Here is a 16,418-nt window from a genome sequence, read left to right on the forward strand (position 1 = left end):
CTTCACAAAATCTGTCACCTACCCGACAAGGCCAATTCCACACCTCGGTTAGCCAAGCCATCGGCCCGCTCATTGTCCACATGACCGGCATGGCCCTTGACCCAGTGCCACACGATGTCGTGGTCACCTTGGTGGGTCAAGGCATCGAGTTGCTGCCACAAATCGGCATTCTTCACGGGTTGCTTGGCCGCCGTACGCCAGCTGCGGGCTTTCCAGCCGTGAATCCATTCAGTAATACCTTTGCGCACGTATTCGCTGTCTAAATACAAAGCCACGACGCAGGGGCGCTTCAAAGCGCGAAGGGCTTCAATGACGGCCATCAATTCCATGCGGTTGTTGGTGGTGTCTAGCTCGCCACCAAACAACTCTTTTTCTTGGCCCGAAGGCGAGCGCAGCAAAGCACCCCAACCGCCAGGGCCAGGGTTGCCTTTGCAAGCGCCGTCTGTGTAAATCTCTACCGTGTTCATTCCATTCCTTTGGATGCCGTGTTGGAGGCTGTCGTCACCACCGTAGCCGCACGCGGCACCGCTTTTTTCCATGCCGGCGACATCAGTCGCATGCCATGCACGCGCTTGACCGCGACCATGCCGTAGACCGCGCCCAAGATGGGCCACCAGCGAACGCCCGCTTCGTCCATCCAATCCAAGCGGTTCAACCAGCGCTCTGTTTTGACTGCCGGGCGGTAGCAACCAAAACTGGTGGACTCCACCTCAAAACTCAACAGCTGTAACCAATCGCGTAAACGGCGTTGGCCAATGAACTCGCCCACCTCGGAAAAGCCACGCTTGCAGCTCTTGCTCAGGCCCCATAGGCTGTTGGGGTTGAAGCCACAAATCACCACCCGCCCCTCGGGCACCAAGACGCGCTCGACCTCACGCAGCGTGGCATGTGGGTCGTAGCTCAGCTCAAGCGTGTGGGGCAACACCAGCAAGTCCAAGCTAGCGCTGGGAAAAGGCAAGGCTTCGTAGTTGGTCAGCAGCACATCGCGACCCAAGGGCCAAGGCTCGGGGTCCGTATCGCAGCCCAGCCAGCGGTGCGGCATGCGATTGGCTTGCAAGGCGTCCAGCGCTGGAAAGCCCAGTTGCAAGGCATGAAAGCCAAACACATCGGCCACGGCGCGGTCTAAATAGGTTTGTTCCCACGCACGCAGGTACTGCCCGGCGGGAGACGCCAGCCAGTCAGGCAAACTATCGTTTTTTAAAGGTGTGGATGACATGAAGCTGATTGCACTGCCCGCGTTCTCTGACAACTACCTGTGGTTGTGGCAACAAGACCAACTGGCCGTGGTGGTCGACCCCGGCGACGCTGCGCCTGTGTTGCAAGCGCTGGCCGACCACGGTCTGACATTGGCCGCGATTCTAGTCACCCACCACCACGCTGACCACGTGGGCGGCGTGCGCGAACTCCACCTCGCCACAGGCGCCCACGTGTTTGGCCCCGCCCGCGAAGAGGTGCCTGCCCCCTTTACCCCCGTCATGCACGGCGACCATCTTGAATTGCTGGGCCAAACGGTGAAGGTCATGGATGTACCAGGCCACACGGCGGGCCATGTGGCGTACTTCCTGCCAAATGCCCCTCACAGCCCCGTGCTGTTTTGCGGCGACACCTTGTTTTCTGGCGGCTGTGGACGCATTTTTGAGGGCACGCCCGCACAAATGCTGGCTTCCCTGGAAAGCTTGGCGGCATTACCCCCAACAACGCGGGTGTGCTGCGCCCACGAGTACACTCTTTCCAACTTGCGATTCGCCCTCGCCGTAGAACCTGGCAACACAGATTTGCAGACCTACATGGCGCAGTGCCAGCAGCTCAGAGCCCAGGGAATCCCCACCCTGCCCGCCCAGCTGGGCACCGAATTGCAAATCAACCCGTTTTTACGGGCTCGACATCCCCGTGTGCGACATGCTGTTGCACAGCACGCTGGACTCTCAGCGCTCGAACAAACCAACGACGTGGCTGTCTTTGCAGCCCTTCGTGAATGGAAGAACGATTTCAAATGAGATTTTTACTCGCTGTATTTAGCCTTAGCCTCGCCCTGCTCACAGGTTGCGCCAACTTGGCCGAGCAAGGCGCGACCAGCCCCGGCGGCTTGAGCCCCATTACCAAAGGCAATGCCAAACGCGATGGTGTGGCGCAACTGAACTTGCCCAACGACTTGTGGGAGCGCATCCGTAAAAACTACCAAATGCCCGACCTGGAAAGCGACCTGGTCAACGACCGCACCCAGTGGTACGCCAACAAGCCCGACTACCTGCAACGCATGAGCGAACGGTCAAGCAAATACCTGTTCCACATCGTTGAAGAACTTGAAGCACGCAAGATGCCCACCGAGTTGGCCTTGCTGCCTTTCATCGAGAGCGCGTTCAACCCACAAGCCGTGTCTAGCGCACGTGCCAGCGGCATGTGGCAGTTCATGCCCGCCACGGGCAAAAGCTTCGACCTGAAACAAAACGTCTTCCGCGACGACCGCCGCGATGTGCAAGCCTCCACCCGCGCAGCACTTGACTACCTCGAGCGCCTGCACAAAATGTTTGGTGACTGGCACTTGGCCTTGGCCGCCTACAACTGGGGCGAAGGCAATGTGGGCAAAGCCATTGCGCGCAACAAACGCGCAGGCTTGCCCACGGGCTACACCGACTTGAACATGCCAATGGAAACACGCATGTACGTGCCCAAGCTACAGGCCATGAAAAACATTGTGGGCAACCCGCCCCAATACGGCGTGGTGCTGCCCAGCATTCCCAACCACCCCTACTTCCAAAGCGTGCCCCTGCCACGCGACATGGACGTGACGGTGGCGGCCAAGCTGGCCGACATCTCGGAACAAGACTTCAAAGCCTTGAACCCTTCGGCACACCGCCCCGTGTTGCTGGCCGCTGGCTCGCCCAACATCTTGCTGCCTTGGGACAACGCCGAAGTGTTCCAGCGCAACTACGAAGCCTCCACCTTGGGTCGCATGGCCACATGGACAGCCTGGATTGCGCCTTCCACCATGAAAGTGGCCGATGCAGCCAAACAGGTGAACATGAGCGAGGCGGACTTTCGCGCCATCAACAACATCCCGCCACGCATGCTCATCAAAGCGGGCTCAGCCCTGCTGGTGCCCCGCCATGCCAACGTATTGGGTGATGTGACCGCACAAGTGGCTGACAACGGCAAACTCGATTTATCCCCCGAAGCCGTGGCCAAACGCAAAGCCGCGGCCAAAGGTGGCAAGAACGCCAAAGGCACAAAGCTGGCGTCTGCCAAAGAAAGCAAAGGCTCGGGCAAGAAACAAGTTGCCAGCAAAGGCGATAAAAAAGGCGACACCAAGGTCGCCAAGAAATAAAGCTGCGCAAAACGGAAGGCTTTGCGCCTTCCATGCGTTAAGCGTCGCGCCTGTCCACCAACGCGTGGGCAATGGTGCCCAAGTCCACATATTCGAGCTCGCTGCCCACTGGCACGCCACGGGCTAGGCGCGTCACTTGAACGCCACGCTTCTTCAGGCCCTCGCTCAACACATGCGCCGTCGCTTCACCTTCCGCGGTGAAATTGGTGGCCAAGATCACTTCTTTCACCATGCCATCGCTGGCGCGCGCCATCAGCTTTTCCAGGCCAATGTCTTTGGGGCCAAAACCGTCCAGCGGACTGATGCGCCCTATCAACACAAAGTACAGCCCTTTGTAGGCCGCTGTGCGCTCCACCGCCGATTGGTCGGCGGGCGTTTCCACCACACACAAACGGGTGGTGTCGCGGCCATCGTCCAAGCAGGTGTCGCAGACCGTCTGGGTGGTGAAGGTGTGGCAGCGCTCGCAGTGCTGCACCTGACTCGCTGCTTGGTGCAAGGCCTGAGAAATTAACTCCGCCCCTTCGCGGTCATGTTGCAGCAGGTGATACGCCATGCGCGAGGCCGATTTCACCCCCACGCCGGGCAAACGGCGCAGAGCCTGAATCAGGCCTTCCAGCACGGACGTGTCGCTCATTTAGAGCGGCAGTTTCAAGCCAGGTGGCAAACCAGCGGTGAGCTTGCTCATTTTGGCTTCGCTGGTTTCAGCAGCTTTGCGCACCGCGTCGTTGAAGGCGGCAGCCACCAAGTCTTCCAGCATGTCTTTGTCGTCGGCCAGCAAGCTGGGGTCGATGGTGATGCGTTTGACATCGTGTTTGCAGGTCATCAAGACTTTGACCAAACCAGAACCTGATTCGCCCGTGACTTCGACGAAGGCTAATTCGTCTTGTGCCTTTTTCAGGTTTTCTTGCATGGCTTGGGCTTGCTTCATCAGGCCCGAGAGTTGTCCTTTGTTGAACATGTGTTTCCCTTTTACAAACTAAAAAATAAAGCGATTGAGCTTAAAGCGGCTTGATGCTGCCCGGCACGATTTTGGCGCCGTAGTCCCGCATCAAACTTTGAACATAGGGGTCATTGAGGATGATGGCCTCTGCCCCCGCTTGGCGCTGCGCGGCGGCAGCGGCATTGCGCTTGGCAGGGCTGTCTTGCACGCGGCCCACTTCGACGGTCAGGCGCACAGGGTAGCCCGCGGTTTCGAGTGCTTTTTGCAAACGTTCGCGGCTGGTGGTGCTGTTAAGCGACTCGCGCTCGACGCGCAGCATCCAAGTGTCGGTATCACGCGCCACCAGCTGCGACTGCAAACCCAGCTCGCGCACCAAGGCGTTGATGCTTTCAGCAGCAGACATGTCCATCACCAACTTGTGCCAAAACTCACCTTCGGGTGTGGCCTCGATGTGCGGCACGTCGGTGGTGGGCATTTGCGGCTCAAGCGCAGCGCTGGGCTCGGCTTGTTGGCGCACGGGCATGGCCACCACAGCGGCATCTGAATCGTGGTCGTAGCTAGGGCTGTCTGAGCCGTCGGGGTCGTAGCTGGGGTCATCCTCCCAAGGGGCCACTTCGCGGGGCTGCATGTCGCGCACAGGCAAGGCTTGCACGGAGGCTGAGGGTTGCGGCTCGGCGGGGCGTGGCGCAACAGGAGGCGATGGCTGAGCTGCGGGTTGCACGGGTGCAGCAGCGGCAGGTGGCGTTGGGGCGATGTGAGGCTGTGCCACTTGCGTTGGCGCCTGCTGCACGTGCGCGGCTGGCGCTCGAGCAACTGACTGAGCAACAGGTGGGGCGGTGGCTAGTGCGGGTTTGACGACACCGCTGGCAGCTGGCGCAAAGGCCACAGCTGCAGGTGGCGAAGCAGCGCGCTGCGGATTAATTAGAGTTTTTTTTTCAGCCGAGGCCGAAGCGGAATTCGAGGCTTGTGGTTTGAACGCCAGCAAGCGCAGCAGCACCATCGTCAGTGCGGCGTATTCGTCTGGGGCCAAGCCCAGCTCTTGACGGCCATGCAAACTCAGGCTGTAAAGCAACTGGGTTTCGTCGGGTGGCATCACACCCGCCAAGCGTGCCATCTCGGCAGCTTCAGGGTCTGAGGCATCGGCTTCTGCCATGTCGGGCACGGCTTGCAGCACGGCCATGCGTTGCAAGACCATCGACATGTCTTCGAGCGTCGCGGCAGCGCTCAGGCCATTCAAACGCAAAGCTTCTGAGGTTTCGACCACCGATTTGCCATCGCCATGGGCCAAAGCCTCAATCAAACGGAACACATGCGAGCGGTCGGCACTGCCCAACATTTGGCGCACAGCGGCTTCTTGCAACTGGCCGCCGCCGTAGGCTATGGCTTGGTCAGTCAAGCTCAGCGCATCGCGCATGGAACCACGCGCGGCACGGGCCAACAGGCGCAAGGCTTGGGGTTCAGAAGCAATGTTTTCTTGACCCAACACATGGCCCAAGTGCTCCAGCACGGTCTCGGGGGCCATGGGGCGCAGGTTGAACTGCAAACAGCGCGACAGCACGGTGACCGGGACTTTTTGTGGGTCGGTCGTGGCAAGCACGAACTTCAAATATTCAGGTGGCTCTTCCAGCGTCTTCAACATCGCGTTGAACGCGGTGTTGGTGAGCATGTGCACCTCGTCAATCATGAAGACTTTGAAGCGGCCTTGCACGGGTTTGTAGACGGCTTGCTCCAGCAAGCTTTGCACTTCGTCCACGCCACGGTTGGAAGCCGCGTCGAGCTCGGTGTAGTCGACAAAGCGACCAGCATCGATGTCGGTACAGGCTTGGCACACGCCGCACGGGTTGGCGGTGATGCCCCCCGTGCCGTCCACGCCTTGGCAATTCAGCGACTTGGCCAACACGCGGGACACGGTGGTCTTGCCCACACCGCGTGTGCCAGTGAACAAATACGCGTGGTGCAAACGTTGGGTGGTCAGCGCATTGGTCAGCGCCTGCACGACGTGCTCTTGCCCCACCATCTCTGTGAAGGTTTTTGGGCGGTATTTGCGAGCGAGCACGAGGTAGGACATAAGCTGCTCATTCTAAAGCGAGCGCCCCCTCGATAAACCGGCCCACCGACAAGTCTGCCACTCATCCCTCAGCCAAGCGGCTCCACCACCTATGCTGCACGAGCTAACTCATGGGTGTTTTCATAAAACGCATGGCGCGGGGATTCAATCGACAAAGTTTTAACCAACAAATCACCCATCCTTTCAAAATAAGCGTTGGCAGCTTCGGTGGGAACAATGTATTTGGTACGTCGATTGCCATCTTTGTAAATCAAATCAATCAAGCCTTTTTGGCGCAGCGATTCGACGCGTCGGTGAATCGTCCCAGGACTTGCAAAGTGAATCATCGCCATGATTTGAGAAATGGTGAGGGGCTGACCTTGAAAATCAGCCACCGCAATGGTGCTCAGCAACTGAATACAGGCAGGAGAAGCATGGGAAAGCATGGCATCCACGGGTTCTGCTTTGCTTTGAACCAAGTAATTAAGGTACACATTTTTTGAAGACATGACATTCGTCCTTTCCCACTGACGTGGATTTAAAAAACTAAAAACCAACGTGTGAGATTAAAAAATAAATACAACTCTCAATCTGTTCGATTAAGCACAGAATGAATAATTTGATAATTAAAAATAAATATCTTTTGAACGAGATCTTTATGTGCCATTCCAAACAAATATAAATATAGGATAGAGAAATATTTTTATAGCACCACTCATAAATGTTTAAATTAAAAACCATCTAATTTAATTACAAACACGAGTCAGTATATTGAAAATGTATTAATTCAATTTTAGAAAAACATTTTGTAAGAATAAGTAATATGCCAGTAGTGTTCGCAAACACACAATACTTATCTTTTTGAGGCCATAGAATTTCTCAGTTCCATTCAACACAGTTAATTGAAAAAAGGTGGCATCTGTGAACCCACGTGTGATGTATCCAATTAAGGCCAGCAACCGACTGCTTGCAGCATTACCCACTGCAGAATGGGAAAGATGGCAGCCCAAATTTGAAATGGTCAATTTAAAAATTGATCAAATTCTTTATGAAAGCGGATCAAACATACAACATGTCTACTTTCCAGTTAATTGCATCATTTCACTCCAATACGATTTCCAAGATGGGAGCTCCGCTGAGTTTGCACAAATAGGCAATGAGGGCTTATGTGGCGTTTGCACCTTTATGGGGGCGCAATCTACCAACAGCAAAGCGGTGGTCATTGGATGCGGGTCGGCTTACCGAATCAAAACTGACTTTCTACTTGAAGAGTTCAATAATTCAAGTGCCTTTAGACGATTGATACTGCGATACATGCAAGCCATGATGAGTTATGCATCACAAACCGCCGTTTGCAACCGACGTCACTCAATTGATCAACAACTGTGTAAAACAATTCTTCAGAATTTAGACCGAATTCCAGGTAACGAATTAACATTTACCCATGAATTAATTGCCAAGACCTTGGGCGTACGCCGAGAAGGTATTAGCCATGCCGCCAAAAAATTGCAAAATGGCGGGCTTATCAAATACACCCGTGGTCATATATCCATATTAAACCGTGACAAGCTGAGCCGCCATGCCTGCGAATGTTATGGCATCGTGAAAGATGAATATGAAAAACTTATCCCAACTCAATTTTTATCAAGACTCGTCCAGTGAAGTAAATAAAAATTTAAATATTTATTTCAAATAAAGCTTGCATTTCTTCAGCACTTAAGTGAATCTTGGGCGCTGGAGCAGGCGCTGACACAACACGTCCTTTTAAAATAATCGAATAATCTTGAACTAAGATTTCGACATCATAGGAAATATCCAACTCATCGCTACGGGTGAAAATGCCAATCGCCTTTGCCAGCACATTCAAGCCTTCGTTGATCTGCGCGTCTAAAGCAACCTTATCCAAGCGCTCATTTTTTTGCAACACAACGCGGGCTGTTAAATTCGGTGTTTGCAGGCTAAGTTGTGTCATCTATGCACGCCCGTTCAAACAACCACCATTTGGTGACGAATGGCAAAGCGCGTGAGATCAGCCACTTTGTGCAAGCCCAATTTACGCATGATGTTGCGACGATGGACCTCCACGGTGCTGGGCGAAATGTCTAAATTACGTGCAATTTCCTTCGAACTTTGCCCCACTGCAACCAACCTTAACACTTGCGTTTCACGGTGGCCTAACTCACGTCTGCCAGCAATCGCTTGTGACAGGGGTTCTTCCGAGTCACGGGTGAGTTCATGCATCGATCCCTCACACAAATAACACGAGCCAACCGCGGCCAACCGAATCGCGGCAATCAAATCGGTGACCTCGCTGTTCATTGAAATATGGGCTTTTGCCCCGGCCTTCAATACCTCACTGATGGATAAGCGAGAAATGCCACTGGAAATAACGACAAAGCGATTGGTTGAAGCGTGCGACGCAATCAGTGCATATAAGCCGTTGCCGTCTTTGTCCACCGCACTGCTGCCAATCACCGTCACATCTGGCATCAATGTTTCGAGTAACGATAAATTGAAATTATGGCTGTCGCACACCCCGACAACCTCAATATCTGGGTGCGTTCGGAGCATAGCAGCCACACTTTCTGCAATGACTTTTTGGTTGTACGCGACAAAAACACGAATTGCCATATATTTTCTTTCATATCAAAGCACGGACACAATGCCATCGTGAAGATTGAATATAGGCACATATATCAAAACAATGCGAGCGACAACACACAGAAGGATGTATATCGAACGGACTACGCCAGACCATAACTTTGCATATGCAACGCCAGCGCCACTCGTCCTGGGCAGTTAAGCTTTTGGTAAATGTGATGCAAATGTAATTTTGTTGTGCCTTCAGTGATGTAAAGAATTTGAGCGATTTTTTTATTAGGCAGACCTTCACTGACCATTTTGGCAACCACCATTTCTCGGGCAGTCAAGACCTCTGGCAAAGACACGTGGATCGCTTTTTTATCCAATAAATAGGTGAGTGAATGCAAGGTTAGGTCTTTGTCTAACCATTTTTCTCCAGCATGAACGCTTTGGATGCATTGGGCGAGAACTTGTTTCGGTTTGTCCTTGGACACCATGCCTTGCACCCCCAAGTCAATGGCTTTGCAAACATCGCGGACACACGCTGCGGTAAAGACAACCGCATGTGTACTCAAGGCTTTTTTCTGTATTTCTTCAATCAATACCAACCCTGTGTTTTTTTGTAAAAAAAGCTCTGTGATCAATATGTCTGGTTTAAATTCGATCACAGCCTGCAGTGCAGACTCAGCATCGGTTGCACACGATTTCACAGAAAAACCTTCCATATTTTGAAATACATGAAGCAACCCATCTAAAACGACTGGATGTGGATCTGCAAGAACAAGGTCAATGGTCACTTTTCGATACCTTTCCATCTCTGCCAATGCCTTAAACAACTCAGGGCAATCAAACAGAGGGGGGAGAGAAGATAAAGAAGCAAGGCGCTTAAAGTAATCCCTTAAAACCATTATTTAGGTCACAAGGAACCGGTACATGATGGACGAATATATATGTGCGATACCGAACAACGATATGGCGTTAGACCCATAAAAATAATCGCCCTTGGGTGATCTTCTGTACCCCAAGTTCAATCCATCTTAGAAAAGGAACTTAGTTATGCCCTCGCCCACCCCTCCCGCGCTCACCGATAACACCGCAAAACCCAGCACAAGCAGCCCGTCATCCCACGCGGCATCGTGCAACTCAGAGGAATATGCCGCAAAGATCAACAAGACCATAGATGAATTGAAGACAGAAGCGGCCGACCTGATGCAACGCAGCTCGCAAGCCTTGCATCAACAGTCTGAGCAAATTCGTGCACAAGCCCTCAAGGCTCGGGAGTCAACGTTGGGCTATGTCCAGCACGAACCCGCCAAAGCCTTGCTGATTGCAGCAGGCGTTGGCGCAGCCCTTGTGTTTTTGGGCAACTGGATCGGCCATCGCAACAAGCGCTAACCCTGAGATACCACTGGAGGAGACAAACCAAAAAATGAATGCGCCTGATTTCATAGCCGCAGTGTGGGGCTTGTTGCTGGCTCGACCGCAATTGTTCGCTCAGCATATGCAGGGCTATGCCGCGTTGATGCGCGACGAAGCAGAACTTGCAGCAGCCTACCTGCGCTACCGGCTGTGTTTGTGGGTGGCATTGGTCGCATGCGCGGTGATGTTTCTCGGCTTCCTAGGCATCGCATTGATGATGTGGGGCACAACGCCAAACGCAGCACTGATCCATGCGTGGATTTTTGTCTTGGTGCCTGCCCTGCCCTTGGCGGGGCTTGTTTTGACATGGCTTGCATTGCGGCAACAGCCACCGTATCCCTTGTGGGATGCCTTACAGGGTCAAATTGCAGCAGACATGGCGCTGCTTGACACCCATGTCAACTGAGCAAGACCCCAACGCGCAACTCGCGCAGACGCGACAAGAAATTGCCAACTGGCTCAAGGCACATCCAGTGACAACGTCGCAAGCCGATGCCACCGCCCCCTTCGATACGAAGACATCTGCAAGCCCCAACGTATTGGCCGGGCTACTCTTGATCGCCATTGCTGAACGCGTGTTGAAGCGCTCTGCCAGACTGCCAACGGACACCTCCGCCTTACAACATGCAAAAAGTTTGTTGGAAACAACGACACAAAAGCACCCGCGCTGGATGCTGGGGCTGGCCGTCCTCGCTGGTGCTGGATTTGCCGCGAGCCGCCCTTGGCGGTGGCTTGCACGAAAAGACACATGGCTTGGCTTGCTCTCACAACTCTTGATGACAGGGGTAACGCACGCTTTAGAAAAAGAATCGCTCAAAAAGGAATCAGCCACAGCGACGTCAAATAGTGCATACAAATCAAGTGTTTGAACAGCTACGATATGACTCTTATCAAATCAAACTCGGAGAACGGGGATAAAAAATGGCAGACGAAGTAGATGTTTTGAGAAAAGAAGTGGCTGTCATGCGCGACGAGTTTCGAGAGCTCAAGCAAAGTTACCTAGACACCAACCGTCGTTATGCAGACACCTTGCTGATGCTGCGTGGACTGACCCAGCACGCCACTGAGTCAGCCGAACAAGCAGCCAAAGCCGCCGAGTTTTCGGCCATCTGCTCAGAGAAGTGTCTGGATATTGCGAAACAGGCCGCATCAGTTCCGATGATAGAAGCGGCGGAGGCCGCAGCGCGTGCCGCAACCTCAGCCGCAGAGTCAGCGATACAAAGCGCCGCAAGCGCCGCCTCTGCTGCCGCTGCGGCAGCACTTGCAGTTGCAAACCACGCAGAAGACGCATCTGCCCAAGGCTCATCGGTGGCAGCGGAGGCCTCAAAGAAAGCTGCAGCATTCGCAGCACAAGCCGTTTTGATGTCAAACAAAGCAGCAGAATATGCACGCTCTGCGAGAGACGACAACCACACGACCTAACTCTCAAAATTCAACAACGCCTTCAAGGCACCCGACACTGTCGGGTGCCTTTTTTGTTGCGCAGATCACAAGACGATGGCCTTGTCTATATGCAACAAGTTATACCCAATCAAGTGGATTGTTTGGATTGATTGATTTTTAGAAACTCTCGTCAGACAAAACGAAGAAGGCAACTTTCAAGTTTCGTCTAAGCAGCCAGTATCAAAAGATATTTGGCAAAACTTTACGACTTTGTTTCAAAGGAAATCATCATGAAAAAAATCACTTCTATCGCCTTGGCCATCATTGCAACCACTGCCTCTGCATTTGCTTTCGCTGACAACGGTAACGGTAACGGTAATGGCAACGGCAATGGCAACGGTGGCAACCCAACCCCAAGCAACCCCACGCTCCAAGCCACTGTCTTGGTGAACACAGCCGTGATCAACAAAGCTTTCGGTTTCAACGGTCAAGCACAACAAAACTTGGCGTCTAACGTCGGTACGTTTTCATCAAATATGACCGAAACGCAATTGGTCATGACTAAAAACGCTTTGATCGCCAACAGCGGTTTTGGCGGTCAAGCCAACCAAAACATTGCATCGAACGTGGGTGAAGATGGCTTGCGTACAGCCACTGTGCAAATGGCTTACATCAAAGACTCTGCTGTCATCAACAAAGCAAGCTGGGGTGGCAAAGCGTTGCAAAACGTGTCTTCCAACAGCAACTGCCTGACTTGCCAATAAGTTGAGCTAGTGTCTGCGAGGTGATGGCTGGGGCACTTGCACCAACAGGTCATCACCTTGCTTTTTGATTTGGGGAAATAGGTTGATCATGAAAACATTTGAAAGTTTCAAATACGTGATTGGATTCACGCTGACATTGCTTGCTTGGCAACTTGGCGCGCAGCCAGTTCCTGGCGAAGACCCTGTGACGCTGAACCAGAAAATCATGCGTGAAATGCTGCCCCTGAATCCGGTGACACCATCTGCTGCCCAAAACAACAACCAAGAAATGCCTTCGTGGATGGAAGCCAAACTGGCACGACTGCTCGCCAAAGCTTTCTCAGCAGACACAACAGGCATACAGACCGATGAAAACATCGTGAATACCGTGGCCACGGATGGCTTGCGAAAAGTTTGTGTGCAAGAACTCGCAAGCAACACCGCCCAAGCGGCAGCCACAGCACGCTACGGCCCTAAAACCGACCCCCAAATTGTTGTGTTGCGAGGCGATCTCGTGAACATCTGCCGTTGACATCTTGCGCATCAATCTTAAAAACCTGGACACGTCAATCCCATGATTTTTCACGCCCGCCCCCTACATAAAACGCTGCTTTGCATCTTGGCTATGTCCTTAACAGCGTGCAGCACCCCCTCCGATGTTCGCAAAGATGCCGCGTTTCAAAGCTACGGCAATGCAGCCAGTAGGCCAACGGTTCGTCCTGTTCGTTCGATGTCAAGCTTTTCAGACTCGTTGCAATGCATGGACAGATTGCTCAGGGACGCACAAGTCCCGACCACGTTGATCACCAGCAAACAAATTCCGGACTATTCCACACGCGCCCCCGTTGCCGCCAAAGAAATGGTGGTCACAGCATTGCTGCAAATGTCGCGTCTGAGCAATGCATTCAGATATGTCGACTATGAAGTGGACTTGGTGCGCCAAGACACGGTGCAAAACCTGACCAACATTTTGTTGAACAACAACCAAATTCAACTTCAACGCCCATCACTTTATCTGTCAGGCGCAGTGTCGTTCGTGGATCAAAACGTACTGAACAACCGCATGGACGTCGGCACATCGGGTTCACGGCTTGAAACGGGTTACAGCAAAAACCGCAACGCCACCGTGATCGGGTTGGAGTTGCACTTGGGTGACTTTCGCACCCGCACACTCATCCCCGGCATGGACTCGGCCAACGAAGTGGTCATTGGCAATGGCGGCCAAGGTCTTGACTTAGCAGGCCGCATCAGCGAATACGGCTGGCAGTTCAACGTCGGCAAAGACTATGCGCAAGGCTCGGGTGCAGCGATCCGCACTTTGGTAGAACTTGCGGTGATTGAGCTGACTGGCAAATGGGCACGTGTGCCGTATTGGCAGTGTTTGACAATGGAGCAAACACACCCCAACTTTCAGCGTCAACTTCGCGATTGGTATGACGAAGGCACCATGGGCGTTCACCAAAACTTGGTCAAACGCTCCTTGATTTCCAAAGGTTACCTGAGCGAAACCGCCATGCTGGAGAGCAGCAATGTGTCCGCATTCCGCGCCGCACTGGGTCGCTTTCAATCGGACAATGGCATGGTCGTCACGGGCGTGGTGGACTTCAACACCTACGAACGTGCGCTGCGCGATTTTGTCTCGCTCGATATGGACGGCAACTTGATGCGCTACGGCTGGTCGCCCACGGCCTCCGATCCGGTGGACATGCGCAACAGCAAACAAGTGGCGGCAAGTTCGGGCAAGTCGTATGGCAAGAATGACGGGCCACGCAGCATCAACCTGCAAATTGAAAACGTGATGATGGGTCGCTCGCAATTTGAAGTGGGTGAGCAAGTGTTTGTCTCGGCCACCGTGTCACGGGCCTCGCACTTGGCTTGCTATTTGTCCAACGCCACGGGCGGTGTGATTCGCTTGATACCGAACCCCATCTCAAACCAATCACAAGTCAGTGCCAACCAAGCCATTCGCCTGCCCGATTGGATGAGCCCCAACCCTGGCTACATGATTGAAACCGCGTCACCGGGCACAGAAGGCGTGCTGTGCGTCGCTACCGATGATGACGTGACACAACGCTTGCCGGAAGCCATGCGCACCGAAGCATTCACACCGATGCCGGGCATCCAAGGCTTGAAAGACATCACCAAGCATTACACCGAAGCACTGCCCAAAGGACAGTTCACATCAAGCACGATGGAATGGCGCGTGGCACCCCGACGCATCGCCGAACCTGGCAAGCGTGGATGACACCGTATGAAAACCCGTCTGTACTTCTTGAGTGCTCTTTTGGTTGCTGCAACGAGCCAAGCGCAGTCGACAGACAAGAATGCACAGCTGCTGAGCCAGTCCTTGCCCGACGTCGCTCCGCTGCTGGAGCCCAAGCAAGAAACCGGCACGCCTGATTTACAAACGCGTTACCTCAAGCCCCTCTCCGCCGCGCAAGCCAAAGAGTTGGAGCAGCTCCAAATCATGGCGACGCAAACCACACATGCATCCGCGCATGAGGATGCAGTGGCAGCCCGTGCCGCATGGATCTTAGGCTTGCTGTATTTGCATGGCACAGGCGTTCGCGCCGATGCTGCGCAGGCGCGTCATTGGTTTGAGATCAGTTACGACAAAGGAGACGCCATGGCCAGCGCGGGTCTGGCGTGGTGCGAGCTACAGGGCTGTGGGCATTTTCCGGATCCGAGTCAGGCCAAAAAGTGGATTCGCGTGCTAGAAAAAATTGATGCCCCACGCGCTCAGTATTTGACGTGGGTTTCAAAACTACAACTCTCACCCATCAATGGCAAAAATGGCATGTTGTCGAATCGGCATTTGCTGGTGTCGGCTGCGAATTCAGGGAATGTGCATGCGCTCATCGAATTGGGCATCGAAAGCGCCTCACTGAACCGCACAGACAAAGCGCTGACCTACTTTGACCGTGCCGCCGTGCACTCGCAAATCGCAACCGATAACGCCAAGCTCATCCGAGACCGGCAAACACAGCAACGCGCGGCAGAGCAAGCCAAAAAGTCCAAGCCAGCCACGCCTGCGGATGCACGAACACTGTTCAAGCAAGCGCAGAAATACCACCGCGGCGAAGGCATTCCTGCCAATTACAACGAAGCTGTTCGGCTCTACAAAATGGCAGAGCGTTTGGGAAGCTTAGAAGCCAAGCGCATGTTGAATTTGATCTTTGCACGCACCCAGCCCGACGGCCAAATCGACATGCTTTGGATGCGGCAATTGGCCAATGCGGATGTCACAGGCAAAACACCACACTTCAACAGTCAATCGGCCGTTCAGTTGTTGCACCGCGAACCAACGCCGCTGTATGACTTGCTGCCAAAGCTATGGAAAACAACGACGGCCCCGCCTGGATGACGCTGAATGCGCACTGCTCATGCCAACCCAAGTCCAACTCCTTACCGGTGATCTGCTGGTAAACCCACCACAAGTTACCCAAACGTCAAAAGTCCCTCACCCATCGACATGCACCGAGTGGCATTTAGATGCACTCAACATTTATTTGGAGATCACCATGACCATGTTTAAAAAAATCTTAGTTCCCACAGACGGCAGCGACACCTCAAAAAAGGCGGTCGCGACAGCACTTCAATTGGCGCTTGAGCGAAAAAGCCAAGTGCGATTGATTCACGCCATTGACGAATTGGCTTATGTCTCCAGCCATGAATACGCGGGCGAGATGGTGGGATATGCACGCGAGTACGGTGCCAAAATTTTGGCCGAAGGCCTTGAGTTCATGAAATCCATGGGCGTTGAAGGCGACACCAAGCTCATTGATTTTGCAGGCGCACGACTCGGTGACACGGTGGCCGATGAAGCCTTGTCTTGGGGGGCCGATTTGATTGTGTTGGGCACGCACGGACGCCGTGGCATTGGCCGATTCTTGCTGGGCAGCGGTGCCGAGCAAGTCACACGACTCGCCCCCGTACCTGTGCTGATGGTTCGCAACCCCGAAGCCAAAGACAGTTAAA

The 16,418-nt window shown here is 53.6% G+C and carries 21 protein-coding genes; 12 read left to right on the top strand and 9 right to left on the bottom strand.

The features are described from left to right. Positions 1-14 precede the first annotated feature (14 nt). Positions 15-467, bottom strand: a complete 453-nt coding sequence (gene rnhA / locus QMG15_RS07045; protein ID WP_108358745.1) for a ribonuclease HI — start codon at positions 465-467, stop codon at positions 15-17. Further along, the gene (locus tag QMG15_RS07050) at positions 464-1,216 is read right to left on the bottom strand and encodes a methyltransferase domain-containing protein (RefSeq protein ID WP_281787999.1); all 753 of its coding nucleotides are present in this window, start codon (positions 1,214-1,216) and stop codon (positions 464-466) included. The genes rnhA and QMG15_RS07050 overlap by 4 nt, the downstream gene beginning before the upstream one ends. On the opposite strand from QMG15_RS07050, the gene gloB reads away from it, so the two are divergent. Both gloB and QMG15_RS07060 read left to right on the top strand, forming a co-directional pair. Further along, entirely contained in the window at positions 1,215-1,997 is a 783-nt protein-coding gene (gloB, locus tag QMG15_RS07055) for a hydroxyacylglutathione hydrolase (RefSeq protein WP_281788000.1), read from the top strand. The two genes, QMG15_RS07050 and gloB, sit on opposite strands and share 2 nt — an antisense overlap. Continuing rightward, positions 1,994-3,325 (top strand): transglycosylase SLT domain-containing protein, encoded by a 1,332-nt coding sequence (locus QMG15_RS07060; protein WP_108358747.1) that lies wholly within the window; start codon positions 1,994-1,996, stop codon positions 3,323-3,325. Before gloB ends, QMG15_RS07060 begins: the two co-directional genes overlap by 4 nt. Before the next feature lie 37 nt (positions 3,326-3,362). Here QMG15_RS07060 and recR read toward each other — a convergent pair whose 3' ends face one another. From recR to QMG15_RS07080, 4 genes are all read right to left on the bottom strand, one after another. Continuing rightward, positions 3,363-3,959: a recombination mediator RecR gene (gene recR, locus QMG15_RS07065; protein ID WP_281788001.1), complete on the bottom strand. Its 597-nt coding sequence runs from the start codon at positions 3,957-3,959 to the stop codon at positions 3,363-3,365. Beyond that, positions 3,960-4,283 (bottom strand): YbaB/EbfC family nucleoid-associated protein, encoded by a 324-nt coding sequence (locus QMG15_RS07070; protein ID WP_281788002.1) that lies wholly within the window; start codon positions 4,281-4,283, stop codon positions 3,960-3,962. A gap of 40 nt (positions 4,284-4,323) precedes the next feature. Beyond that, positions 4,324-6,333 carry a DNA polymerase III subunit gamma/tau gene (gene dnaX / locus QMG15_RS07075; protein WP_281788003.1) on the bottom strand — a complete coding sequence of 670 codons (2,010 nt, stop codon included), beginning with the start codon at positions 6,331-6,333 and terminating at the stop codon, positions 4,324-4,326. 89 nt (positions 6,334-6,422) lie between these two features. After that, positions 6,423-6,821: a hypothetical protein gene (locus QMG15_RS07080; protein WP_281788004.1), complete on the bottom strand. Its 399-nt coding sequence runs from the start codon at positions 6,819-6,821 to the stop codon at positions 6,423-6,425. 412 nt (positions 6,822-7,233) lie between these two features. Between QMG15_RS07080 and QMG15_RS07085 the strand changes: the two genes are divergently transcribed. Then, positions 7,234-7,974: a Crp/Fnr family transcriptional regulator gene (locus QMG15_RS07085; protein ID WP_281788005.1), complete on the top strand. Its 741-nt coding sequence runs from the start codon at positions 7,234-7,236 to the stop codon at positions 7,972-7,974. Between the two features lie 13 nt (positions 7,975-7,987). Here the strand turns inward: QMG15_RS07085 and QMG15_RS07090 are convergent, their stop codons facing one another. The 3 genes from QMG15_RS07090 to QMG15_RS07100 all read right to left on the bottom strand — a co-directional run bounded on the left by QMG15_RS07090 (position 7,988) and on the right by QMG15_RS07100 (position 9,692). Beyond that, positions 7,988-8,284, bottom strand: coding sequence for a hypothetical protein (locus tag QMG15_RS07090; protein WP_281788006.1), 297 nt, complete (start codon positions 8,282-8,284; stop codon positions 7,988-7,990). A 14-nt stretch (positions 8,285-8,298) separates the two neighbouring features. Next, complete coding sequence (locus QMG15_RS07095; protein WP_281788007.1) at positions 8,299-8,943, bottom strand: response regulator transcription factor; 645 nt, start codon at positions 8,941-8,943, stop codon at positions 8,299-8,301. A 113-nt stretch (positions 8,944-9,056) separates the two neighbouring features. After that, complete coding sequence (locus tag QMG15_RS07100) at positions 9,057-9,692, bottom strand: response regulator transcription factor (protein ID WP_281788008.1); 636 nt, start codon at positions 9,690-9,692, stop codon at positions 9,057-9,059. A 259-nt stretch (positions 9,693-9,951) separates the two neighbouring features. Here QMG15_RS07100 and QMG15_RS07105 point away from each other — a divergent pair, with 259 nt between their 5' ends. The 9 genes from QMG15_RS07105 (at position 9,952) to QMG15_RS07145 (ending at position 16,417) form a co-directional block, all read left to right on the top strand. Continuing rightward, entirely contained in the window at positions 9,952-10,290 is a 339-nt protein-coding gene (locus QMG15_RS07105; protein ID WP_281788009.1) for a hypothetical protein, read from the top strand. A gap of 34 nt (positions 10,291-10,324) precedes the next feature. Next, entirely contained in the window at positions 10,325-10,720 is a 396-nt protein-coding gene (locus QMG15_RS07110; RefSeq protein WP_281788010.1) for a hypothetical protein, read from the top strand. Continuing rightward, positions 10,710-11,183, top strand: a complete 474-nt coding sequence (locus tag QMG15_RS07115; protein WP_281788011.1) for a hypothetical protein — start codon at positions 10,710-10,712, stop codon at positions 11,181-11,183. Before QMG15_RS07110 ends, QMG15_RS07115 begins: the two co-directional genes overlap by 11 nt. A gap of 52 nt (positions 11,184-11,235) precedes the next feature. Then, positions 11,236-11,736, top strand: a complete 501-nt coding sequence (locus QMG15_RS07120; protein WP_281788012.1) for a hypothetical protein — start codon at positions 11,236-11,238, stop codon at positions 11,734-11,736. 251 nt (positions 11,737-11,987) lie between these two features. Then, on the top strand, positions 11,988-12,461 hold the full coding sequence (locus QMG15_RS07125) for a hypothetical protein (RefSeq protein ID WP_281788013.1): 474 nt from the start codon (positions 11,988-11,990) through the stop codon (positions 12,459-12,461). Between the two features lie 88 nt (positions 12,462-12,549). Next, positions 12,550-12,972, top strand: coding sequence for a hypothetical protein (locus QMG15_RS07130; protein WP_281788014.1), 423 nt, complete (start codon positions 12,550-12,552; stop codon positions 12,970-12,972). 228 nt (positions 12,973-13,200) lie between these two features. Continuing rightward, on the top strand, positions 13,201-14,685 hold the full coding sequence (locus tag QMG15_RS07135; protein WP_281788015.1) for a DUF4384 domain-containing protein: 1,485 nt from the start codon (positions 13,201-13,203) through the stop codon (positions 14,683-14,685). A 6-nt stretch (positions 14,686-14,691) separates the two neighbouring features. Continuing rightward, positions 14,692-15,804, top strand: coding sequence for a hypothetical protein (locus tag QMG15_RS07140; RefSeq protein ID WP_281788016.1), 1,113 nt, complete (start codon positions 14,692-14,694; stop codon positions 15,802-15,804). Positions 15,805-15,961: 157 nt separating this feature from the next. Continuing rightward, entirely contained in the window at positions 15,962-16,417 is a 456-nt protein-coding gene (locus QMG15_RS07145) for a universal stress protein (RefSeq protein WP_348773315.1), read from the top strand. The last annotated feature ends 1 nt before the right edge of the window (position 16,418 follow it).

It is taken from the genome of Limnohabitans sp. INBF002, from assembly GCF_027924905.1.
Taxonomy (GTDB): domain Bacteria; phylum Pseudomonadota; class Gammaproteobacteria; order Burkholderiales; family Burkholderiaceae_C; genus Limnohabitans.